This window comes from Nonomuraea sp. NPDC049480 (assembly GCF_044465905.1).
In the GTDB taxonomy this organism is placed as follows: domain Bacteria; phylum Actinomycetota; class Actinomycetes; order Streptosporangiales; family Streptosporangiaceae; genus Nonomuraea.
The window spans coordinates 407,875-430,652 of the sequence record NZ_JBITMD010000003.1; the positions used below are offsets into that span (position 1 = coordinate 407,875).

Sequence of the window (22,778 nt, forward strand, 5' to 3'; positions counted from 1 at the left end):
GACGCGGCTCATAGTAACAGCCACTAGAGCGCGCTAGAAAGCAGCCCTCGATGTGTAAGCCGGACAGACGCATGGAGCATCGGCGCAGTGGCCCGGGAAGTGTTCCCGAGGCCCGGCCGGTTGCGCACTCCTGCCGTGTCACCCCACGTAGGCAACAGAGCAAGCGTCGTCAGACCCTGACGTCACAACATCTTCATGTCAGGACAAATTAACTGAAGACATTGTCTTGACATGGGGCTTCATCGGCAGGTTACATCGTCGACACGAAGCCAGCCTGACAGGTCGGCCGACACACCGAGGGCCCCGCTCGAGCCCGTCTCCGCCCGAGGTCTTCTCGGACCCCCAGATCCACCAGCCCCATTGCCGCTCCCAGGGAGAGGTAGAACCAGTGCTCTACTCCACTCGCATCAACTGGCGCGCTCTAGTAGTCGCGCCCCTCCTCGTGCTCGGCCTCGCCAGCTGCTCGAACGCCTCGAGCGACACGAATGCCGGTTCGAGCGCACTGTCCACGGAACCCGCCGCGGCCGCCTCGGGGGCGGGGCTGCAGTCCGGGCTCGGCAGCCGTGCCAAGAACCGTAAGATCACGTTCTTGCTCTCCCAGGATCCCGGGGACTCCTTCTGGGGCACCATCTCGCAGGGCGCCAAGGACGCGGCCCAGATGTTCAACATGGAGCTCAACCTGCAGACCAGCCAGGGCGACCCGTCGAAGTACAACGACCTCATCGGCAGCGCCGTCGCCGACAAGCCCGCCGCCGTCGCCGTGGTGATCGACGACCCGAAGCGCTACACCGAGAACGTCTGCGCCGCGCAGAAGGCAGGCATCTCGGTGATCGCGTACAACATCACGCAGGAGGGTGACGTCGCCAAGTGCACCCTGGGCTTCGTCGGCCAGAACTTCGAAGAGGCGGGCTACCTCCTCGGCCAGCGCCTGATCGCCGAGGCGAAGCTGCCGCAGGGCGCCAAGGTCTTCACCCCGGTCGAGTTCCCCGACCAGGTGTACGCCATCCAGCGCAACGCCGGCGTCCAGAAGGCCCTCGACGCCATCGGCGCCAAGACCGAGATGGTCGCGACCGGCATCGACGACGCGGGAGCGCTGGACAAGATGAGCCAGTACCTGCTCGGTCACAAGGACATCGCGGCGATCGTGCCGCTGGGCGGCACCCCGCACCGCAACATCGAGGCGGCGATGAACGACGTCGGCGTCAAGGTCCCGGTGGTCGGCTTCGACCTGTCCAAGCCGGTCATCGACGGCATCAAGAGCGGAACCATCCTCGCCGCCGCCGACCAGCAGCCCTACATCCAGGGCTTCCAGACCGTGGCGCAGCTGGCGCTGAACCTCGACTTCGGCCTCAGCCCCGCGACCATCAACTCCGGCGGCGGCGGCCTGGTGGACAAGTCCAACGTCGCGGTCGTCGAGCAACTGGCGGGCAAGATCCGCTGACCGGACCGGGGCGGGCCCGAACGGGCCACCGGGTCCGCCCCCATTGGTCATATCCGTGACGGACATGGAGAGCCAAGCAGCGATGAGCAAAACGACCAGCGACGGAGCACCGTCGCCGACCATGGAGGATCAGCCCGCGGTGGCGGTCGCCGCCCCGAGAAGCGGCGGCGAGCAGTTCGGCGGATGGCTGCGGCTGGTACGCGGCCGCGGCGCGCTCGAGATCGGCATCATCTTCGTGCTGGTGCAGATCGGGTGCGTCATCGCCTACCTGGTGGCGCCGGACAGCTTCCCCTACCTGTCAGACGCCAATTTCAACGTCCTGAGCCAGTCGATCCCGGTGCTGGCCATCCTGGCGATCGGCGCGGGCGTGCTGATGATCGCGGGAGAGTTCGACCTGTCGCTGGGGATGAACTACACCTTCTGCGCGCTGGTGTTCATCCACTGGTACTCCAGCGGGAACGTCTTCGGCGCGTTCGTCGTGACCTTCGCGATGGGCATCGGCATCGCCCTGCTCAACGGCGTGATCGTGACCCGGTTCAAGATCCCGTCGTTCATCGTCACACTCGGCATGATGTTGTTCTGGGACGGCGCGGCGCTGTTCTACAACGGCACCTCGGCCGCGCGCATGCAGCGGGGCGAGTCTCTGCAGACCATCTTCGCCGGGCAGATCGGCCCCTTCCGCGGGCAGGTCGTGTGGCTGGTCCTGGTCGCCGTCTTCTTCTGGGTGGTCATGCACCGCCACAAGCTCGGCAACCACATCTTCGCCGTCGGCGGCAACGAGTCCGCGGCCCGGGCGATCTCCATCAATCCGACCCGCATCAAGCTGATCGCCTTCGGCATCCTTGGGGTGTGCGTGGCGCTCGCCGCGATCCTCGTCGCGGTGCGGACGCAGTCCGTCCAGCCGGGCACCGGCCGCGGCATGGAGCTGCAGGCCATCGCGGCCGCCGTGGTCGGCGGCGTATCGCTGCGCGGCGGCAAGGGCAGCGTGCTGGGCATGGTGCTCGGCGCGGCGCTCATCCTCGTGCTGCAGGACATCCTGCTGCTCTCCGGCGCGCCGGGCTTCTACCTCAACCTCTTCATCGGCGTGATCATCGTCTTCGCCGCCGTCTTCAACCGCCTCATCGAAGGGAAGGCCGAATGAGCACGGACAGCGAAGGCGAGGTCCTCCTGGAGCTGTCGGGGATCACCAAGCGCTACGGGCCCAATGTCTGCCTGAACGACGTCGGCTTCCAGATCCGCAAGGGCGAGGTGGTCGGCCTGCTCGGCGACAACGGCGCCGGCAAGTCCACCCTCGTGAAGATCATGTCTGGTGTCGTACGGGCGGACGCGGGGGAGTACGCCTGGCGCGGCAAGAAACTGACCGCGCCGACCCGCCAGGACACCGAGCGGCTCGGCATCGAGACGATCTTCCAGGACTCCGCGCTGGTCCCGTCCCTCACCATCACCCGCAACATCTTCATGGGCCGGGAGCTCACCAACCGGCTGGGCCTGCTGAGGATGCGCAAGATGGACCACATCGCCGCGGACATCCTCGACAGCGTCGTGACGATCGAGGGCATCAAGAGCCCTCGGCAGCTCGTGAGCTCGCTCTCCGGCGGACAGCAGCAGGCGGTGGCGATCGCCCGCGCCGTGCATTTCAAGCGCAGCCTGCTCGTCCTCGACGAGCCCACCAGCGCCCTCGCCGTACGCGCCACCGAGGCCCTGCTGGCCTACCTCACCCGGCTCAAGGGCGAGGGCGTCAGCTCGGTGCTCGTCACGCACAACCTGCACCACGCGTACGAGGTGTGCGACCGGCACATCGTGATGAACCACGGACGCAAGATCCTCGACACCACCCGCGAGGAGACCTCCGTCAAGGAGCTCACCGCCGCCGTGGTGGAAGGCGAGATCGGCCTGCGCCGCCACCGCGAAACTCTGACCACTGATGGGAGATAGGCCATGACATTGTCCCGGATCCGGCTGGGCACGGCCCCCGACTCCTGGGGCGTATGGTTCCCCGACAACCCGGACCAGGTTCCCTGGGACCGCTTTCTCGACGAGGTGGCCGCCGCGGGCTACCAATGGATCGAGCTCGGCCCGTACGGCTACCTGCCCACCGACCCCGAGCAGTTGCGGGACGAGCTCGGCCGGCGCGGGCTGCGGCTGTCCGGCGGCGCGGTGTTCTCCGGGCTGCACCGCGGCGGGGAGGCGCTGAAGGAGGCCATCGAGGAGTGCCGCGCGGAGGCCAGGCTGCTCACCGCGCTCGGCGCGAAGTACCTGATCTCGCTGCCCGAGGGCTACACCGACCTCGACGGGAACCTCACCCAGCCGGTGGAGCTGACCCCCGGGCAGTGGAAGGACCTCACCTCCGGCATGTCGGCGCTGGCCCGCGTCCTGCGCGAGGAGTCCGGGGTCGAGCTGGTCTTCCACCCCCACGCCGACAGCCACGTCGACACCCAGGAGCGGGTGCTGCGGTTCCTGGAGGACACCGACCCCGGAGTCGTCTCGCTCTGCCTCGACACCGGCCATATTTCCTACTGCGGCGGGGACAACATCGAGATCATCCGGGCGTTCCCCGAGCGGATCGGTTACGTGCATCTCAAGCAGGTGGACCCCGAGATCGTCCGCCAGGTCCGCGAGGAGAACCTGTGCTTCGCCGAGGCCGTCCGGCGCGGCGCCATGATCGAGCCGCCCACCGGCATCCCCGCCATGGAGCCGCTGCTGGCCGAGCTCGGCCGGCTGGACGCCGACCTGTTCGCGATCGTCGAGCAGGACCTCTACCCGTGTCCGCCGGACGTTCCGTTGCCCATCGCCACTCGCACCCGGACGTACCTCAACGGCTGCGGTCTGCGTCCGTGAAAGAAGGAGCCACTGTGACAATCAAGGTCGGTGTCATCGGGGCCGGCAACATCGGGGCCGACCATGTGACGCGCCTGGCGTCCCAGGTCGTCGGATCGGCGGTCGCCGCCGTGTTCGACGTCGACGCCGCCCGCGCGGAGCAGGTCGCCGCCGGAGCGGGCGCCGTGGCGCGGTCGAGCGCGCTGGAGGTGATCGAGGACCCCGGCGTCGACGCCGTGCTCATCGCCTCGCCCGGCGAACTCCACGCCGAGCAGGTCCTGGCCTGCATCGCCGCGGGCAAGCCGGTGCTCTGCGAGAAACCGCTCGCCACCACCGCGGCGGACTGCCTCAAGGTCCTCGACGCCGAGGTCGCCGCCGGCCGCCGCTGGATCCAGGTCGGCTTCATGCGCCGCTACGACCCGGGCTACCAGGTCGTCAAGAACACGATCGACGACGGCACGGTGGGCGAGGCGCTGCTGGCCCACATGGTGCACCGCAACGCGACTGTGCCCGGCTCCTTCACCAGCGAGATGGCGATGACCGACTCGGTCATCCACGAGATCGACACCACCCGGTGGCTGTTCGGGCAGGAGATCGTCCGCACCACCGTCGTCGCCACCAAACCGAGCCCGCTGGCCGCGGCGCACCTGCGTGACCCGCAGATCGTGCTGCTGGAGCTGGCCGGCGGCGGCGTGGTCACCGTCGAGGTGTTCGTCACCTGCCAGTACGGGTACGACGTGCGCTGCGAGGTCGTGGGCTCGACAGGCGTCGTGGCACTGGAGAACCCGACCGCCAACGCGCTGGTCACCGGCGGCCGGCGGATCGAGGCCGTGCCGGCCGACTGGCGGGTCCGGTTCGGCGCGACGTACCTGACGGAGTTGCAGGAGTGGATCACCGGCCTGCGCGCCGGCGTCGTGGGCGGGCCCAGCGCGTGGGACGGGTACGCGGCCACCGCCGTCGCCGAAAGCGCCGTCGCCTCGCTCGAGACGGGTGAGCCCGTCGCGGTCGGCCTGGTCGAGCGGCCCGGTCTCTACACCTGAGAGGAAAACCCGAACGATGAAGATCGCTCTTGACCCGTACATGCTGCGCAGCACGCCCCTGCTGCAGCTGCCCGCGCTGGTGGCCGAGCTGGGCTACGAGTACATCGAGCTGTCGCCGCGCGAGGACTTCCTGCCCTTCTTCCTGCACCCCAGAGCCGACCGCGGCACCGTCGCCGCCTTCAAGTCCGCCCTGGCCGCCGCGGATGTCAAGCTCGCCTCCGTGCTGCCGCTGTATCGCTGGTCCGGCCCCGACGAGGACGAGCGCCAGGCGGCGGTGCGCTACTGGAAGCGGGCCATCGAGATCACGGTCGAGCTCGGCTGCACCGTCATGAACTCGGAGTTCAACGGCCGCCCGGAGCAGGCCTCCCGCAGCGAGGCGATGTTCTGGCGGTCGATGGAGGAGTTGCTGCCCGTCTTCGAACGCGAGGGAGTCCAGCTACGTCTGGAGCCGCACCCCGACGACTTCGTCGAGGACGGCAAAACCGCCGTCGACATGGTCCGCGGCATCGACTCCCCGCTGGTGTCGTTCCTGTACTGCGCGCCGCACACCTTCCATCAGGGCGGCAACATGACCGAGATCATGCAGTACGCCGGGGACCTGCTCACCCACCTGCACGTCGCCGACTCCTTCGACCACCGCGCCTCCTCCGGGCTGCGTTACATCGTCAACCCGCCCGGCTCGACGGCGCGCGTCCATCAGCATCTGAACATCGGCCAAGGTGAGGTCGACTGGGACGAGTTCTTCGGCACCCTCGGTCGCCTCGGCTTCGATGGCGTCATGACCGCGTGCGTCTTCGCCTGGGAGGACAAGGCGCGCGAGTCGAGCCTGTTCATGCTGCAGGAGATGACCAAGCGCACGGCCTCATGGTGAGGGACTCGGCGAGTTCCCCGGCGCCGGCCTCTCGTCCCAGAGGTGCGTCGTGGGCATGGGACGTTCTCTTCGCCGATGATCAGCCGGCGAGGCCGATGAGGGCGGGCAGGGCGATGGTGTGCCCGGTGTGCTCGCGGAAAGCGCGCCGGGGCCGGCCACGAGCACCTGAAGGCCGGAACCCCGTGAGAGGGAGTTCCGGCCGTCGCGATGTCGGTGGCGGACGCCGATGTCAGTTGCAGGTGGTGGTGTAGAGGTACTTCGCCACCTCAGGCTCGTCGACGTTCTCCTTGGTGATGACCGTGGAGTCCGTGCCGATCTGCTTCTGCACCGCCTCGCCGCGCGCCGCCGCGGCGGCCTGGGCGACGCCGTCGGCGCCGATCTGCGCCGGCTGCTGGGCGACCAGGGCCTGGACCACGTCGTCGCGCAGCTGCTCGACCTGCGCGGGTCCGGCGTCGAAGCCGACCAGCTTGATCTTGCCGGCCTTGCCCGCCGCCTTCACCGCGTTGTTGGCGCCCTGGCTCTGGTCCGTGCTGAGCGCGAAGATGCCGGCCAGGTCGGGATGTGCCGCGAGCTGGGCCGAGACCAGCTGGGAGATCTTCGCGACACCGTTGGAGGTGAACACGTTGCCGAGATACTTGATGTTGGGATACTTCTTGAGCCCCTCCTCGAAGCCCTTCTGCCGAGCCTCGGCCGTGCTCACCCCGGGCTGGCCGCCGACCAGGAGGACGCTGCCCTTCTCGCCGATGAGCTTCGCCAGCGCCTCGGCGGCGACCTGGCCGCCCTTGACGTTGTCGCTGGCGATCGCTGAGGCGACGAAGCTGGTGTCCGACAGGGTGGTGTCCACCAGCACCACCTTGATACCGGCCTCGGTCGCCTGCTTCAGCGGCTGGACCAGGGCCTGGGAGTCGTTGGGGGCGATGAACATCGCGTCCGGCCGGGCGGCGATGACCGAGTTGACCATGGGGATCTGCAGGCTCACGTCCCAGTTCTTGGCGCCCTGGACGTTCAGGTCCACGTTGTGCTGCGCCGCCGCCTCCTTGGCGCCGCAGGCCATGGTCTCGTAGAAGGGATCACCGGCGACCCCTTCGATGAAGGTCACCTTGACCTTCTTGGCGCCCGCCTCGGCCGGCGCGGCGGACGCGCCGGACGTCGCGGCGGCGTCCGTGCCGCTGGAAGCGGAGGAGCCGCAGGCGGCGAGCGTGGTCACGAGACCGGCGACGACGGCCAGCCATGCCATAGGTGTTCTCTGCATCGTCGACTCTCCTGAGTGATGCGGCCGCACACTGTCGGTGTGTGCAGGCGATGGCGTGAAACGTGCGTCGTCGTAGGAGGAAGCCTCGTGGGCGGCGCAGGGGCGTGAGGAAATGTGTGGGGGAGAGGGCGCGCGGAGACCGCGCTAGGTTCGTACGTCGCGCCGTCGGCGGCGCTGGTCGACCATCACGACCGCGACCAGGGCGACTCCCAGCGCGACCTGCTGCCAGAAGGGTTCCAGGCCGAGGATGACGAAGCCGTCCGTGAGCACCGAGGGGATCATGACGCCGACGACGGTGCCGAGCACGGTGCCGATTCCGCCGATCAGGCTCGTGCCCCCGATGACGACCGCGAGGATCGCCTGCAGCATGTCGGTCTGGTGTCCGTTGAGCGTCGTCGTCTGGAACCGGGCCAGACTCACGAATCCGGACAGCCCAGCCAGCGCGCCCGAGAGCGCGTAAATCTTGACGATGTGGTGGTTGACGTTGACCGCGGCCCGGCGGACCGCCTCCTCGTTGGATCCGATCGCGGCCGTGTAGCGGCCGAACCGCGTCTGCGACATCACGAAGGCGCCGACGGCGGCGACCGCGAGCGCCACCAGCACCGTGTACGGGATGCCGAGGAATTCGCCGAAGCCGAGGGTGTCGGCCAGTGTGCGCGGCACGCCGTGCATGTCCTGCCCGCCGGCCAGGAGGTAGGCGAGACCGGTGGCGGCGGCGAAGCTGCCGAGCGTCGTGATCAGTGGAGAGACGCCGCCGCGGGTGGTGACCAGCCCGTTGACCAGCCCCCATGCCAGCCCGGAGAGCAGCGCGGCGGCGAGCCCGGCCAGCAGGACGAGTGGCCCGTCGCCGCCGATCGCGAGCATCACCTTGAGGCTGACGACGCCGGAGAACACGAGCACCGAGCCGACCGAGAGGTCGATCCCGGCGATCGTGATGACGAAGGTCATCCCGACCGCGATGAGCAGATAGCTGGAGGCGTCGACGGCGATGCTCTTGGCGTTGAACCAGGACACGAACTGCTCGGGGCGCAGGACCGAGAAGATCGTGATCAGGGCCAGCAGCACGAGCACCGACCAGCTGCGTTGCATCCGGTGCAGGTTGCGGAGCGGGCCAGGCGCCCGCGGTCCCGGCCCGGCGTCGTCCACGCCGGCTACCGGACGTGCGGCGCCGGCGCTCGTCGGCGCTGTTTCAAGGTCTGACATCGCTCACCTCTACGGGGTGCGCCATTTGTGACAACGTTGTCACTTCGATGAGGCACGGTAACCCCCGTGGTCGGTGGCCGTCAACGCTGGTGGCCCAATTGTTGCCGACCGGAACCCAAGGTCACCGGCGAACCCGCCGCCCGCACGGCGTCGGCCACCTCGGCCGGCACAGGAGGGATCGGACGCGGCACCGGAAGCCCGGCCAGGGAGAGCGACAGTTCGGCGAACAGGGAATTCGCCCAGGCGAACCACGGCCGGGTGAAGGCGGCCGGGTCGTCGGCGTGGAAGCTCTCGTGCATCAGGCCGGTGCCGGCCTCGGTGGCCAGGAGCAGGCGGTACGCGTCCGCCGACTCCTGCCGCGACCCGGCGGTCAGGGCCTGCACGCACAACGCCATCGGCCAGATGTGCCGCGCGGGTGTGTGCGGGCTGCCGACACCTTCCGCCGCCCGGCCCCGGTAGTGGTACGGGTTCCGCTCGCTCAGCACGAAGGCGCGGGTCCGCAGGTAGAGCGGATCATCGCGGTCGCACCAGCCCAGATAGGGCAGCGACAGCAGGCTGGGCACGTTGGCGTCGTCCATCAGGTTCACTCCGCCGAGGCCGTCCACCTCGTACGCGTAGACGGGGCCGGAGCCGGTCTGCGCCACCCCGTGGCGGGCGATGCCGCCCGCGAGTTCGACGGCCAGCTCGAGCGCCCGGGTGCCGAGCGCGGGCTCCAGCAGTCCCTCGTCGCACAGCCGTACGACGCCGTTGAGCGCGACCACGGCCGCCGCGTTGGCCGGGATCAGGTAGCCGTACTCGCACCGGTCGTCGCTGGGCCGGAAGCCCGACCAGGTCATCCCTGTGCGGCCGACCGGCGATCCGAGACCGCCGCGGTCCAGCGTGTCGGCCTGGAAGGGGCCGGCCACGCGCTCGAAGCGGTAGGGCGAGTCCCGTTCGTGGTCCTGCTCGACCCGCCAGACCCGCATGACGAGGTCGGCCGCCGCCGCGAAGTCGCCGTCCAGATGCGCCGCCGATCCGCCGGCCGCCCACAGCTCGTAGCCGAAGGACAGCAACGAGCACAGCGAGTCCACCTCGTACTTGCGCTCCCACACGTCCGGGGGCGGCGCCGGCCGGTCGTGCTCGTCGGCGTGGCCGCCGGTGGGCCCGTCGTTCACCGCGTTGGCGTAGGGATCGGCCAGGACCGCGCGCGCCATCCGCCGGACGACCCCGGTCAGGACGCGCAGCACGGCCGGATCCGGCAGCCCGGTCAAGTACGGCCGGAGCTGGCCGACCGTGTCCCGGTGCCACATGGCCTCGATGTCGCCGGTGATGACGAAGGGCTCGGCCGGGTCCCCGCGCAGCGTGGTCGTCCAGGCGTTGGCGAAGCAGCGCCGGAACATCTCACCCGCACCGAATTCCGCCTCCAGCCGAGCCTGCGCCCGGGAGGACACGCCGGCCAGGCTCTCGGCGAGAACGGCCCAGTGTGCCGCGTGGACGTCGGCTGACAAGAGAACGCACCCCTCGGGCTGATAGGCGGAACCGGCTCGGTGCCGCGGGTGGCGGCGGGATCCGGCGCCACGGACATCTTTGCTGGCGCACGCTACCCTAGTACTGTCCTATGCGACAGCGTTGTCACCCCCACGATGGATCTCCGCCCTTCCTCAGCCGGCCGGGATCCGAGGAGGCGCCGATGAGCAGCAGCCCCGACACCCCACTCCTGCAGTTGTCCGGGATCGTCAAGCACTACGGGACGGTCCGGGCCCTCCAGGGCGCCTCGCTCACCGTGCACCCGAACGAGGTCGTCGCACTGGTCGGAGACAACGGCGCGGGCAAGAGCACCATGATCAAGGTGATCTCCGGGGTGATTCAGCCGGACGAGGGCGAGATCGCCGTCAGCGGCCGGCCGGTCACCTTCTCCAGTCCGCTCGATCCGCGCAGCCATGGCATCGAGACCGTCTATCAGGACCTCGCGCTCGCCCCCGACCTCGATCCGGCCGCGAACCTCTTCCTCGGCCGCGAGGTGCTGCGCGGTGGTTTGCTCGGCATGCTGGGCATGCTGGACAAGCCGAAGATGCGCCGCCAGGCCGACGACGCGTTCGCCCGCCTCAGCGTCGGCCTGCAGGACACTCGCAGCACGGTCGGCACCATGTCCGGGGGGCAGCGGCAGGGGATCGCGGTGGCGCGAGCGGTGCTGTGGGCGAGCCGGCTGGTCCTGATGGACGAGCCGACGGCCGCCCTCGGCGTCGTCCAGACCGGCCGCGTCCGGGCATTGATCGAATCCGTGCGGGAGCAGGGCGTGTCCGTGGTGCTGGTCAGCCACAATCTGCCCTTCGTCTTCGAGGTGGCGGACCGGATCGAGGTGCTGCGGCTGGGCAGGCGCGTGGCCGCCTTCACCCGGGGCGAGGCCACGGCGGAACGCGTGCTCGGCGCCATGACGGGCGCGCTGAGCGAGGAGCCGCCCGACGATCTTGCCGATGCCCCGGCGGGTACGGCTCCGGATACGATGATCGGTACCGAGATCAACGCCAGGGCGGACGGCACCCGCGGAACCGGCGGGATGGAGGCATGACCGGCCCTGCCGACGTGTCCGCGGCCTTGTAGTGATCGACAAGCCGCAGGAAGGGGGACGGCCCGTGACTCGGCCGACGATGAAGCAGGTCGCCGAACTCGCCGGGGTGGGCATGAAGACGGTGTCCCGGGTGGTGAACGGGGAGGGCCGGGTCAGCCGTGAGACGCGGTCGAAGGTGGAGGCGGCCATCGCCGCGACCGGCTACCGGCGCAACGAGGTGGCCCGGAGCATGCGGGGCATGCGGTCCGGGCAGAGCACCGGAGACATCGGCCTGCTGCTCGGAGACCTCACCAACCCGTTCTTCGCGGCCATCGCCTCGGCGGTGATCGGCGTGGCCCGGGCGCGCGGCTACGCCGTCGTGCTGGCCAGCGCGGACGAGGATCCGCAGGCCGAACGCGCGGCCATCGACGGTCTGCTGGGCCGCCAGGTGGCCGGGCTCCTGATCGTCGCCGGCGGCCGGGACTACAGCTACCTGCAGCCGGAGCTCCAGCGCGGCACACCGGTCGTGTTCGTGGACCGCCCCGGCGCCGGAGTGGAGGCCGACGAGGTCGTGCTGGACAACGCCGCCGGGGCGCGGATGGCCGTACGGCATCTCGTCTCCTACGGGCACTCCCGCATCGGCGCCATCGTCGCGCCGAGTCGCTGGACGACCACGCAGCGGCTGCGTGGCTTCCGGGACGCCATGCGTACGGAGGTCGGTTCGGCCGACCCCGCGCTCATCCGGCGCCTGTCCACCGGTTCCGTCGCCGAGGCCGAACGGGCGGGCCGCGAACTGCTGGCGATGCCGGACCCTCCGACCGCCATTTTCACCACCACCGGCTTCATGACGCAGGGCCTGCTGCGTGCGCTGGGGCCGCGTCGCGACGTCGCGGTCACCGGCTTTGACGACTTCCCGCTGGCCGACATGCTTCCGGTTCCGCTGACCGTCGTCGCCGGCGATCCGGTCAGCCTGGGCACGGTTGCCGCGCAGACCCTGTTCGCCAGGATCGACGGGTGGACCGAGCCGCCGGCCCGCCGCGTCGTCCGCCCCACGCTGGTGCCGCGCGGCAGCGGAGAGATCCGCCCACCCGCCTCATCGATTCAGTCCGCCCTGCTGTCCTCTGGATCATCGGCGCCTTCCTGATCGCGCGAACGCCCGCCGTCGTCGCTCGCGCCCAGCTCGTGCCGGTGTGCCGTTGCGCAGGAGGCCCTCACACCGCTCCACGCCGAGGTGTGCCCGGGTGGACGGCGACGACTCCGCGGTCAGGGCAGCAGCCGTTCGCTGGTCTCCTCGCGCGACCTCTTCAGGAAACCCACGTAGTCACTCCCGCCGGTCCCTCTGGCGGCCTCCTCGCCGTGCTCGAACCGTTTGATGTAGCGCCCGGTGATGCCGATGTGCTGAGCCCTGAGCCGGTCCAGGCCGGCGACGGCCGCGTTGTACGCGTCGGCTGACCGAGGGCGGGCGCTGCGGTGCCGCGCGACGAAGCCGCGGATCGAGGGGCCGGCCTCCAGATCCTCGAGAAAGCGGCGATGCGGCCCGGGCATGTACGCGCGCATGCCGGTCAGGAAGCCGGAGGTCAGCTCGTCGCGATGGTGGATGCCGAGTCCGGCGTCGAAGGCCTGGATGAGGGAGCTTTGGGCGGCGCTGCCGCCGGCCAGCACCAGAGGCTCACGATCCACGCCTTCGAACCGCAGTCCCGGCGCGGACCAGCCCGTGAGGAACGGCCTGATCCGGTGGTAGAAGACGTAGTGGTCGCACCAGCGCTCGATGTCGAGCACCGCGTCGACCACGCGGCCGAGAACCTCGCGGACGCCGAGCAGCGCCTCGACGAGCCGGGTGTGGTCTCCGGCCGCCGCGGCGTGCTGGGCCCGCACGAGGAGGGGCAGCCCGCCGGCTCCGGCCAGTTCGACGCCCACGGTCGCGAGGTAGAACCACTTCTCGTCCACGCCGCCGAGGAACGTCAGCTGCGTGTCGATGTTGGACATGCTCAGCGGCTCAGCCGCATCGATGCGCCGCCAGTTGTTCAGGACGAGTGAGGCATGGGCGACGATCGGTTTCCGGTCCAGCAGTTGGGCGAGCTCATGAAGAGGGCGTGCCACCGGGGCCGGGAGCGTGCGCGCGGGCGTGCCGGCACCCCACACGTACGCGTTCGCGAGGCAGGACAGCAGCAGCATGGCCCGTTCCCGCTCTCCGCAGGACTCCAGCCTGTCCAGTGTGAGCTCGGGCATCGACGCGATCGCCGTACGGATGCGCCCTGTCATGATCAGCGCCGTGATGTTCCGGCCGGCCTGCTCCCAGGGGCGGTAGTACGCCGGCAGCGCGTCCACCGGGTCTTCGGCGGGCACGAATCCGCGGTGCACGTCGATGGCGTACTCGCCCAGCGAGGCGACCCGCGGTCTGGGGGCGCGGGTGTGCGCCGTCTCAGGGATCACCGGACTTCCTCCTCGTCTGCCCCCCAAGCTGAGGTTCCCCATGGAGATCGTATGCACATGAGAGCGCGATGACGCCTCAGGTGCCGGTGAGCGGATGAGCCAGGCCGCCCACGACTTCCTCAGGCCCTGGCCAATCCCGGCCACCGGCCGATCATGCTGCTGTTCGCCCGAGGCGCGGAGCTGTCGGTCAACCAGGTCGCCGAGCGCGCCGGGAGACGCGGGCCTGACGTCGTCCGGAACCACCAGCCGAATATGGAAACGGTTTTCATGTGCTAATCTCCTGATCGCCGATCCCCTCAACTCTGGACAATCCGTGCGAAACCGCAGTCTTTTCCATGCCCTCGCGGCAGCTTGTGCCCTCACCTTGGCCGCGTGTTCCCTTCCGGCAGGCGGGCAGAGCGCGGACTCCGCCGGTGGGCGGATCAAGGTGGCGATGCTCCAGCCGCCGCGTTCCGGCCTGTCGCCGTTCAGCGACGACGCCTTCAAGTTGTCGCGCTGGTCCACCGCCGAAACCCTGGTCAACCTGGACGAGAAGGGTGACGCGCGCCCCGCGCTGGCCACCGCGTGGTCCCAGATCTCCGACCGGACCTGGGAATTCACCGTCCGCCAGGGCGTGACCTTCCACGACGGCAGCAAGCTGACCGCTCAGGTCGCCGCCAACGCGCTGACCCGGGCCGGCCGGGCCACCCCCAAGCCGCGCATCCTCGACGGCGTCGAGCTGACCGCCACGGCCGAGGGCGACAAGCTCGTCGTGACCACCGGTGAGCCCGATCCGCTGGTGCCGCACCGCCTGTCCTCGCCGCAGCTGTCGATCCTGGCCGAGCGCGCGTACGGCGCGGACGGCAAGGTCGACCCGGTCGGCACCGGCAGCGGCCCGTTCAAGCTGACCCGGGTCAACGGCACCACCACCGCCACCCTCGACCGCTACGACGGCTACTGGGGAGGGAAGGCCGAAGCCGCCGGCATCGACGTCTCCTTCGTGCCGGACGGCACCGCCCGCGCCGCCGCCGTCCGCAGCGGCGAGGCGCACATCGCCGAGGCGGTCCCCGTCTCGCAGGCCGCGCTCCTGGCCAAGGAGACGATCAGCGAGGTGCCGATGCCGCGCACCAACACCCTCTACCTGAACACCGCGAAGGGCCCCTTCGAGACCCCCGGCCTGCGCGCCGCCGCGCGCACCGCCATCGAGGCCGGGCAACTGGTCAACGGCGTGTACGAGGGCCGCGCCGACCTCGCGGTCGGCCTGCTGGGCCCCGCGCTCCCGTGGGCCGCCGAGGGCCGCGAGCCGCTGACCGGACGCACGCCCGCCGCGAGCGCCAAGGGCGCGCGGATCACGCTGGCGACCTACTCCGACCGGCCCGAGCTGCCCGAGGTCGCCTCCGTGCTGCAACAGCAGCTCCAGGGCGCCGGCTTCACGGTCAAGCTCGTGGTACGCGAGTACGCCCACATCGAGGAGGACGCCCTCGCCGGCGCGTTCGACGCGTTCATCCTGTCCCGGGCGACCATGCTGGACTCGGGCGACCCGGTGGCGTACATGCAGGCCGACTTCACCTGCGACGGCTCCTTCAACCTCGCCAAGCTGTGCGACGACGACGTCGACAAGGCGGTGAAGAAGGCCGCGGCCACGGAGGCCGGCGCCGCCAGGCGCGCGGCGATCCTCGAGGCGGAGGCGGCGGTCCTGCGTACCGACGCGGCGATCCCGATGCTGCACGAGCGCGTCATCCAGGGCGACGCCACCACGGTGACGGGATCGGCGAAGGACCCGCGCGAGCGGATCCTGATCACCCTCGGCACCCGGCTGAAGTGATCGCACCGCCGCTGCGCGAGCGCGCCGGGGTGCTGCTCGCGCGCACCGCCGCGCTGGTCGCGATCATCGTCGTGGTCGGTCTGCTGCCCTGGCTGTCCGGCCGCGACGCGGCGCTGTCGCTGCTGCGCGCCCGCTCGGCCGAGCAGGAGCCGACGCCGGAGGTCCTGGAGGCCATCCGGCGCGAGCTGGGCCTGGACGGCGGCCCCGTGCCGCTGCTCGGCGGCTGGCTGGGCGGCGTCCTGCGCGGCGACTTCGGCCGCTCCTGGGTGGACGGCAGCCCGGTGCTGTCCTCCATCCTGTCCGGACTCGGCGTCTCGCTGACGCTGATGACCGCCGCGCTGATCGTGACGGCGGCGTTGGTGTGCGTGCTGTGCGCGCCGACGCTGGCGCGCGGCGCGCGCGGCACCCTGCGCGGCGGCCGGGGCACGGGGGCCGCGGCCGCCGCGCTGGCCGCGCTGCCCGAGTTCCTCATCGCGACGCTGCTGCTGGTGACGCTGTCGGTGTGGCTGGGCTGGCTGCCACCGTACGGCTGGCGGAACCCGCAGGACCTGGTGCTGCCCGCGCTCGCGCTGGGCATTCCGGCGGGCGGCGTGCTGGGGCGGCTGGTGGACGACGCGCTGCCCGCGGTGTTCGCCGAGCCCTGGGTCGGGCTGTGGCGCTCGGCCGGGTGCCGGCCCGGCGTCATCGCCCGCGCCGTGCTGCGTCGCGCGCTGCCCGCTCTCGTGCCCCAGTTCGGGCTGGTGGCCGTGGGGCTGACGAGTGGGGCGGTCGCCGTCGAGACGGTGTTCGCGGTGCCCGGCATCGGCAGGACCGCGCTGGGCGCGGCGGAATCCCAGGACCTGCCCCTGCTCCAGGGCGCGGTGCTCGCCCTCGTCCTGCTCGGCGTGCTCGCCGGGACACTCGCGGCCGCCGGCCGGCGCTGGATGCTCGGCCCGGGGCTGCGGGACGCCGCGCTGTCGCTGCCCGCGCCGGCCGTCGGCGGCGGTGGCCGGTGGCACCGCGTGGTGCCGGCCGCCTGCGCCGCCGTGCTGGCGGCCGCCGTGGCCTGGGGGCTGCTCCTCGACCCGCTGGCCATCGACGTGGGCGCGCGGCTGGCCGGGCCGAGCCGGGCCCATCCGCTGGGCACCGACGCGCTGGGCCGCGACGTGCTGGCCAGGGTCGGCCATGGAGCGGCGGCCACGCTGGCGGTCGCGGCGCTGGTCAGCACGGGCTCGTACGTCATGTCTTTGGCCCTCGGCTTCCTGCCGGGCCCGGCCTCGGGGGCCGCCGAGATCGCCAACGCCGTGCCGCCGGTGATCGCCGGCATCCTCGTCGCGGCCGTGCTCGGTCCCGGCACCCTGGGCGCCTCCGTCGCCGTCGCCCTGGTCTCCTGGCCGGTGCTCGCCGCCCACGCCGCCGCCCTGGTCTCCGAGACCCGCGCGGCGGCCCACCTGGTGGCCCAGCGCGCCATCGGCTCCCCGCCCTCCTGGATCCTGACCCGCCACGTCCTGCCCGCGGTCGCCGGTCCGATCGCCCGGCACGCCGTGCTGCGCCTGCCCGGTGTCGCCCTGGCCCTGGCCTCCCTCGGCTTCCTCGGTCTCGGCGCCCAGCCGCCCGCTCCCGAGTGGGGGCTGACGCTGGCCGAGTCGCTGCCGTACGTCGAGCGCGCGCCATGGGCGGCACTCGCCCCGGCGGCGATGCTCCTGCTGCTGGCCGCGCTGGCGGTCTCGCTGTCCACGCTCCGCGGAGGCCGGGCATGACGCTCTCCGAGCCGCTGCTGCGCGTACGCGACCTGCGCGTCACCGCGCCCGCCGCCGAGATCGTCAGAGGACTGTCCTTCGACCTGGCCCACGGCGAGATGCTCGCGGTCGTGGGGGAGTCCGGCGCGGGCAAGTCGCTCACCGCGCGTGCCCTCCTCGGACTGCTGCCGCCCGGCCTGCGGATCTCCGGCAGCGTGCGCCTGGAGGGGATGGAGCTGGCGGGCGCGCCCCAGCGCCGCTACCGGCAGGTACGCGGCCGTCGTGTCGCGTTCGTGCCGCAGGACGCGCTGTCGGTGCTCAGCCCCGTCCACACCGTCGGCGACCAGCTCGCGCTCGCCGCCAGGTCCGTGCGGGGCCTGAGCCGCAAGGCCGCCCGGGAGCGGGCGGTGGCCGCACTGGAGCGGGTCGGCATCCCCGACGCGGCGCGGCGGGCGCGGGCCTACCCGCACGAGTTCTCCGGCGGGATGCGCCAGCGCGCGGTGATCGCCATGGCCACCGTCAACGACCCCGCCCTCGTCATCGCCGACGAGCCCACCACCGCCCTGGATTCCGCCGTCCAGGCCATGATCCTGCGCATGCTGGCCGAGCTGCGCGAACAGACGCGGCTGGCCGTGCTGCTGGTCACCCACGACCTGGCGGTGGCGGCCGCGCACGCCGAGCGCGTGCTCGTCATGTACGCCGGCCGCCAGGTCGAATCCGGCCCGGTCGGCCGGGTGCTGCGCCATCCGCGCGCCCCTTACACCGGCGGGCTCATCGCGTCACTCCCGCGGCGGGAGGCGGTGGACCGGCGGCTGCCCGTCATCGACGGCGCGCCGCCGCGGCCCGGCGCGCTGCCGCCCGGCTGCGCCTTCGCGCCCCGCTGCCCGGCCGCCGCCGGCGCCTGCCGGGCGCACGAACCCGAGCCGTACGAGGCGGGGGACGCGCACCTGGTGGCTTGCCACCGGCTCGGCGAGCTGCCGGACCCGGTCACGGAACTGTTCGAAGGGCACCCATGACGCCGCCTCTGCTGGAGGTGCGGGACCTCGTCGTGCGTTACCCGGCGCGCGGCCGCCGCACCCCGCCCGTGCTCGCGGTCGACCGGGTCTCGTTCACCCTGGCCGCCGGCCGGACGCTCGCCCTGGTCGGCGGGTCGGGCTCGGGGAAGTCCAGCATCGCCGCCGCCGTCCTCATGCTGCGCAGGCCCGAGAGCGGCTCGGTACGCTTCGCGGGCCGCGAGTTGACCGGACTCGACGAGCGGGCCATGCGCCCGCTGCGGCCCGCGCTGCAGCCCGTCTTCCAGGACCCCTACGGCTCGCTCAGCCCGCGCCGGCGCGTGTACGACACGATCGCCGAGCCCCTGCGCGTCCAGGGACGCTGGGATCCGGCGACCGGGCCGGCCCGGGTCAGTGAGCTGCTCGACCTCGTACGGCTGGACGCGTCACTGGCCCGGCGCAGGCCGTACGAGCTGTCCGGCGGCCAGTGCCAGCGCGTCGGCATCGCCCGCGCCCTGGCCTGCGAGCCCCGGCTGCTCGTCCTGGACGAGCCCGTGTCCGCCCTGGACCCGTCCGTACGGGCCGGGATCGTCAACCTCCTCGCCGACCTGCGGGACGAACTGGGGCTCGCCCAGCTGTTCATCGGCCATGACCTGGCCCTCGTCCGGCACGTGGCGCACCACGTCGCGGTGCTGCGGCACGGCCGGATCGTCGAGACCGGACCCGTCCAGCAGGTGTGGGAGGCGCCCGCGCACGCTTACACGCGCGAGTTGCTCGCCGCCGTGCCCGACCTCACCCGGGTGGGCGACCCCGCTTGACCTTCGCCCGCCTGCCCGCGCTGCCTCGGCTGCTCATCGCCACCCAGTTCGCCTTCAACATCGGCTTCTTCGCCGTCCTGCCCTACCTGTCCGCCCACCTGACCGGCTCGCTGGCGCTCGCGGGCTGGCTCGCCGGCCTGATCCTGGGCCTGCGGACCTTCAGCCAGCAGGGGCTGTTCGTGATCGGAGGCGCGCTCACCGACCGGTTCGGGCCGCGGCCGGTGGTGCTGGCGGGCTGCGCCCTGCGCGTGGCCGGATTCGCCTGGCTCGGGTTCGCGGAGAGCACCTGGGCGGTCGTGGCCGCCGTGCTGCTCATCGGGTTCGCCGCCGCGTTGTTCTCGCCCGCCGTCGAGTCGGAGATCGTCCGCCAGGCGGCGGCGCACGAGCGGGCGACCGGCGTCGCCCGTGCCCAGGTCCTGGGGCTGTTCAACGCCGCAGGGCAGGCCGGGGCGCTGATCGGGCCCGTGCTCGGCACGGCCCTGCTCGGCCTGGGCTTCCGCGCCGCGTGCCTGGCCGGCGCCGCCGTGTTCGTCCTGGTGCTGCTGGGGCAGCTGGCGCTCATGCCGTCCGGATCCACCGCGGCCCGTCGCGACGGTGCCAGGGGCGTCGTGGATATCGCGCGCAACCGGCGGTTCCTGGGGCTGTGCGGCGCCTACGGGAGCTATCTGCTGCTGTACAACCAGCTCTATCTCGCGCTGCCCGCCCAGGTCGAGCGGGCCACGGGCACGCAGGGGGCACTCGGCTGGCTGTTCGCGCTCTCCTCGGCGCTGGTGGTGGCCGGGCAGCTCCCGCTGTCCGGATGGGCCGCGCGCAGGTTGTCGCTGCGCCGGTCCCTCCTGATCGGCCTGGGGCTCATGGCCGCCGGCGCGGTGGCCGCCGGGCTGCTGCTGCCCGTACGCGCGGCCGGCGGGCTCCTGCCGTCGCTGGCCTTCGTCGTCCTGCTGACCGCCGGGCAGATGCTCGTGGTTCCCGCCGCCCGCGCCTGGCTGCCGGACCTGGCCGAGGACCACCGGCTGGGCCTCTACACGGGTGCCATGTTCTCGCTGTCCGGGCTGCTCGTCCTGGCCGGAGGCGCCCCGCTCGGCGCCCTCTTCGACGCCGAAGGCCCGCTGCCGTGGTTCGCCCTGGCCGCCGTCGCCCTGGCGGGCGCGCTGTGCGTCCCGAAGCCGCCGCGAGGTGCGGGAGGGCCTACGAGGGCGGCGCCGTGACCGTCACCGGGACCGGGCGCGGCAGGTGGTCGCCGACCCGATGACCGCGGGCCAGGATCCCGGTGACCGGCGGCTCATCGCTCGCCCTGCCCGGGCTTGTCCTCATCGACGATCTCCGCGTCCACGACCTCCTCTTCCCCGGCCCGCTGCTGATCGCCCGCACCCGCGGCGGAGCCCTGCGCCTGCGCGTAGATCGCTTGACCCGCCTTCTGGGCGGCGGCGGAGACCTTCTCGCCGGCCTGCCTGATGGCGTCGGCGTCCTCGCCCTTCAGCTTGTCCTTCAGATCGGCGATCGCGGACTCGATCTCGGATCTGACGTCCGCGGGGATCTTCTCCGGGTGGTCCCGCAGCAGCCTTTCGGTGGAGTAGACGAGCGTCTCGGCGTTGTTGCGGGTCTCGGCGGCCTCGCGCCTGCGGCGGTCCTCCTCGGCGTGCCGCTCCGCCTCGCGCACCATCCGGTCGATGTCGTCCTTCGGCAGCGCCGAACCGCCGGTGATCACTATCGACTGCTCCCGTCCCGTGCCGAGGTCCTTGGCGGAGACGTTCATGATGCCGTTGGCGTCGATGTCGAAGGCGACCTCGATCTGCGGGACTCCTCTCGGCGCGGGTGGCAGACCGGTCAGCTCGAACATGCCGAGCTTCTTGTTGTACGCGGCGATCTCGCGCTCGCCCTGGTAGACCTGGATGGCCACGGACGGCTGGTTGTCGTCGGCCGTGGTGAAGACCTCCGAGCGTCTGGTCGGGATCGTGGTGTTGCGCTCGATGAGCCGGGTCATGATGCCGCCCTTGGTCTCGATGCCCAGCGACAGCGGGGTGACGTCCAGCAGCAGGACGTCCTTGACCTCCCCCTTGAGCACTCCCGCCTGGAGCGCGGCGCCGATCGCCACCACCTCGTCCGGGTTGACCCCCTTGTGCGGCTCCTTGCCGCCGGTCAGCTCCCGTACCAGGTCCACCACGGCCGGCATGCGCGTCGCGCCGCCGACGAGGATGACGTGCTCGATGTCGGAGGCCTGGAGCCGCGCGTCGTCGATCGCCTGCCGGAACGGTCCCTCGCAGCGCTCCAGCAGGTCCTGGGTGAGCCGTTGGAACTGCACGCGGGTCAGCTTCTCGTCCATGTGCAGCGGGCCCTGGGCGGAGGCGGTGATGTAGGGCAGGCTGATCGAGGTCTCACTGGTCGACGACAACTCGATCTTGGCGCGCTCGGCGGCCTCCCGCATCCGCTGCATCGCCATCTTGTCCTTGGACAGGTCGATCCCGTAGCCGTTCTTGAACTGCGTGACCAGGTGATCGACGATCCGCTGGTCCCAGTCGTCGCCGCCGAGGCGGGTGTCGCCCGCGGTGGACCTCACCTCGACCACGCCCTCGCCGATGGACAGCAGTGACACGTCGAACGTCCCACCGCCCAGGTCGAAGACCAGGATGGTCTGGTCGTTCTCCTTGTCCAGGCCGTACGCCAGCGCGGCCGCCGTGGGCTCGTTGATGATCCGCAGCACCTTCAGGCCCGCGATCTCCCCGGCCTCCTTGGTCGCGGTGCGCTGCGTGTCGTCGAAGTACGCCGGCACGGTGATGACGGCCTCCGTCACGCGCTCCCCGAGGTAGGCCTCGGCGTCGCGCTTCAGCTTCTGCAGCACCCGGGCGGAGATCTCCTGCGCCGTGAACCGCTTGCCGTCCACGCTCTCCGCCTCGGGGAACCGCCAGGCCGCATCGCCCATGTGGCGCTTCACGGAGCGCGCGGTGCGCTCCACGTTGGTCACCGCCTGCCGCTTGGCGAACTCGCCGACCAGGACTTCGCCGTTCTTGGCGAACGCGACCACCGAAGGCGTCGTCCGCGATCCCTCGGTGTTGGTGACGACGGTCGGCTCACCGCCTTCCAGCACGCAGACGACCGAGTTCGTCGTGCCCAGATCGATGCCGACGGGTCTGGTCATCGACGGCCTCCTTCCTCATCGCCTCCCGACCACGAGCTGGAGCATCGCCCGTAGCAGCACCAAGTCCGGCGGCGCCACCGCGGCGAAGCGGCCAACGGTCACACCGGGGCCGGCCACGTCGGCGAAGACCCGCCGGCCGGCGTCCGGCACGGGCACATGCCCCGCCGGACCCCGCGCGCGGATGACTCTGACGGCGACGGGGCGGCCGCTGAGCGCGCCGCGGGCAGCCTGCCGGCGCTCGGCGTCGTAGGCCGCACGCCGGGCGGGATCCCGCAACACGGCGTAGGCCTCGATCACCTCGGCGAACCGTTCTCGCGACGCCGGCTCGGCGGGCCGGGCGTCCGGATGGAGTGCGCGTGTCAACCGCCGGTAGGCCGACGTGATCTGCGTCGTGGATGCCGACGGTTCCACACCGAGCACCGTGTAGTGGTCCCGCTGGGGCCACTTGCCGTCGCGCCGCACGGGCACCGTACTCACCTCCTGCGCCAAAGGCATCGCCGGCCGGATGGCTGCTGCGACCTGCAGGTATGAAACGGAACCTCTTTATGAATGTATATCAAATGTGCGCCATCCCTTGCTGCGGCGGCTGGTTTGTGCTAGAAGCGCTGTTTCAGGGTGGGGGCGGGCGGCGTGGGTGGCGCCTCCTTCGCCTCGATGGCGGAAACCGACATTAGGTGCAAAATTTACGTCCGTATGGATGGCGGGCGTGCGGGGAATGTGCTGATG

Annotated in this window: 19 protein-coding genes; 13 read left to right on the forward strand and 6 right to left on the reverse strand. The window is 71.3% G+C overall.

From position 1 onward, the window contains the following. The first annotated feature begins 388 nt into the window (after positions 1 to 388). The 6 genes from ACIBX3_RS11615 (at position 389) to ACIBX3_RS11640 (ending at position 6,169) form a co-directional block, all read left to right on the forward strand. A complete protein-coding gene (locus ACIBX3_RS11615) occupies positions 389 to 1,441 on the forward strand; it encodes a substrate-binding domain-containing protein (RefSeq protein WP_397115747.1) in 1,053 nt (350 codons plus the stop codon). An 82-nt stretch (positions 1,442 to 1,523) separates the two neighbouring features. Then, a complete protein-coding gene (locus ACIBX3_RS11620; protein ID WP_397115749.1) occupies positions 1,524 to 2,582 on the forward strand; it encodes an ABC transporter permease in 1,059 nt (352 codons plus the stop codon). Next, positions 2,579 to 3,376: an ATP-binding cassette domain-containing protein gene (locus tag ACIBX3_RS11625; RefSeq protein ID WP_397115751.1), complete on the forward strand. Its 798-nt coding sequence runs from the start codon at positions 2,579 to 2,581 to the stop codon at positions 3,374 to 3,376. The genes ACIBX3_RS11620 and ACIBX3_RS11625 overlap by 4 nt, the downstream gene beginning before the upstream one ends. A gap of 3 nt (positions 3,377 to 3,379) precedes the next feature. Continuing rightward, a complete protein-coding gene (locus ACIBX3_RS11630) occupies positions 3,380 to 4,279 on the forward strand; it encodes a TIM barrel protein (protein ID WP_397115753.1) in 900 nt (299 codons plus the stop codon). Positions 4,280 to 4,293: 14 nt separating this feature from the next. Next, positions 4,294 to 5,298, forward strand: coding sequence for a Gfo/Idh/MocA family protein (locus ACIBX3_RS11635; RefSeq protein WP_397115755.1), 1,005 nt, complete (start codon positions 4,294 to 4,296; stop codon positions 5,296 to 5,298). A gap of 16 nt (positions 5,299 to 5,314) precedes the next feature. Further along, positions 5,315 to 6,169: a sugar phosphate isomerase/epimerase family protein gene (locus ACIBX3_RS11640; protein ID WP_397115757.1), complete on the forward strand. Its 855-nt coding sequence runs from the start codon at positions 5,315 to 5,317 to the stop codon at positions 6,167 to 6,169. A gap of 229 nt (positions 6,170 to 6,398) precedes the next feature. On the opposite strand, the gene ACIBX3_RS11645 is transcribed toward ACIBX3_RS11640, so the two are convergent. From ACIBX3_RS11645 to ACIBX3_RS11655, 3 genes are all read right to left on the reverse strand, one after another. Then, positions 6,399 to 7,421: an ABC transporter substrate-binding protein gene (locus ACIBX3_RS11645; protein ID WP_397115759.1), complete on the reverse strand. Its 1,023-nt coding sequence runs from the start codon at positions 7,419 to 7,421 to the stop codon at positions 6,399 to 6,401. A 144-nt stretch (positions 7,422 to 7,565) separates the two neighbouring features. Then, a complete protein-coding gene (locus ACIBX3_RS11650; RefSeq protein WP_397115761.1) occupies positions 7,566 to 8,624 on the reverse strand; it encodes an ABC transporter permease in 1,059 nt (352 codons plus the stop codon). Between the two features lie 80 nt (positions 8,625 to 8,704). Further along, the gene (locus ACIBX3_RS11655; protein WP_397115763.1) at positions 8,705 to 10,111 is read right to left on the reverse strand and encodes a glycoside hydrolase family 125 protein; all 1,407 of its coding nucleotides are present in this window, start codon (positions 10,109 to 10,111) and stop codon (positions 8,705 to 8,707) included. A 182-nt stretch (positions 10,112 to 10,293) separates the two neighbouring features. On the opposite strand from ACIBX3_RS11655, the gene ACIBX3_RS11660 reads away from it, so the two are divergent. Continuing rightward, the gene (locus ACIBX3_RS11660; RefSeq protein WP_397115765.1) at positions 10,294 to 11,172 is read left to right on the forward strand and encodes an ATP-binding cassette domain-containing protein; all 879 of its coding nucleotides are present in this window, start codon (positions 10,294 to 10,296) and stop codon (positions 11,170 to 11,172) included. Between the two features lie 64 nt (positions 11,173 to 11,236). After that, on the forward strand, positions 11,237 to 12,295 hold the full coding sequence (locus ACIBX3_RS11665) for a LacI family DNA-binding transcriptional regulator (RefSeq protein ID WP_397115766.1): 1,059 nt from the start codon (positions 11,237 to 11,239) through the stop codon (positions 12,293 to 12,295). Between the two features lie 119 nt (positions 12,296 to 12,414). Here ACIBX3_RS11665 and ACIBX3_RS11670 read toward each other — a convergent pair whose 3' ends face one another. Next, positions 12,415 to 13,584 (reverse strand): indoleamine 2,3-dioxygenase, encoded by a 1,170-nt coding sequence (locus ACIBX3_RS11670; RefSeq protein ID WP_397115768.1) that lies wholly within the window; start codon positions 13,582 to 13,584, stop codon positions 12,415 to 12,417. Between the two features lie 433 nt (positions 13,585 to 14,017). Here ACIBX3_RS11670 and ACIBX3_RS11675 point away from each other — a divergent pair, with 433 nt between their 5' ends. The 5 genes from ACIBX3_RS11675 to ACIBX3_RS11695 are packed head-to-tail and all read left to right on the forward strand — an operon-like array spanning position 14,018 to position 20,124. Continuing rightward, positions 14,018 to 15,388: an ABC transporter substrate-binding protein gene (locus ACIBX3_RS11675; RefSeq protein WP_397115770.1), complete on the forward strand. Its 1,371-nt coding sequence runs from the start codon at positions 14,018 to 14,020 to the stop codon at positions 15,386 to 15,388. After that, positions 15,385 to 17,127, forward strand: coding sequence for an ABC transporter permease subunit (locus ACIBX3_RS11680; RefSeq protein ID WP_397115772.1), 1,743 nt, complete (start codon positions 15,385 to 15,387; stop codon positions 17,125 to 17,127). Before ACIBX3_RS11675 ends, ACIBX3_RS11680 begins: the two co-directional genes overlap by 4 nt. Beyond that, entirely contained in the window at positions 17,124 to 18,122 is a 999-nt protein-coding gene (locus ACIBX3_RS11685) for an ABC transporter ATP-binding protein (RefSeq protein ID WP_397115774.1), read from the forward strand. Before ACIBX3_RS11680 ends, ACIBX3_RS11685 begins: the two co-directional genes overlap by 4 nt. After that, positions 18,119 to 18,916: an ATP-binding cassette domain-containing protein gene (locus ACIBX3_RS11690; protein ID WP_397115776.1), complete on the forward strand. Its 798-nt coding sequence runs from the start codon at positions 18,119 to 18,121 to the stop codon at positions 18,914 to 18,916. Before ACIBX3_RS11685 ends, ACIBX3_RS11690 begins: the two co-directional genes overlap by 4 nt. Further along, a complete protein-coding gene (locus tag ACIBX3_RS11695) occupies positions 18,913 to 20,124 on the forward strand; it encodes an MFS transporter (RefSeq protein WP_397115778.1) in 1,212 nt (403 codons plus the stop codon). Before ACIBX3_RS11690 ends, ACIBX3_RS11695 begins: the two co-directional genes overlap by 4 nt. Positions 20,125 to 20,198: 74 nt before the next feature. Here ACIBX3_RS11695 and dnaK read toward each other — a convergent pair whose 3' ends face one another. Then, positions 20,199 to 22,052: a molecular chaperone DnaK gene (gene dnaK, locus ACIBX3_RS11700; RefSeq protein ID WP_397115780.1), complete on the reverse strand. Its 1,854-nt coding sequence runs from the start codon at positions 22,050 to 22,052 to the stop codon at positions 20,199 to 20,201. A gap of 15 nt (positions 22,053 to 22,067) precedes the next feature. Next, complete coding sequence (locus ACIBX3_RS11705; RefSeq protein ID WP_397115782.1) at positions 22,068 to 22,529, reverse strand: J domain-containing protein; 462 nt, start codon at positions 22,527 to 22,529, stop codon at positions 22,068 to 22,070. Positions 22,530 to 22,778: the final 249 nt, after the last annotated feature.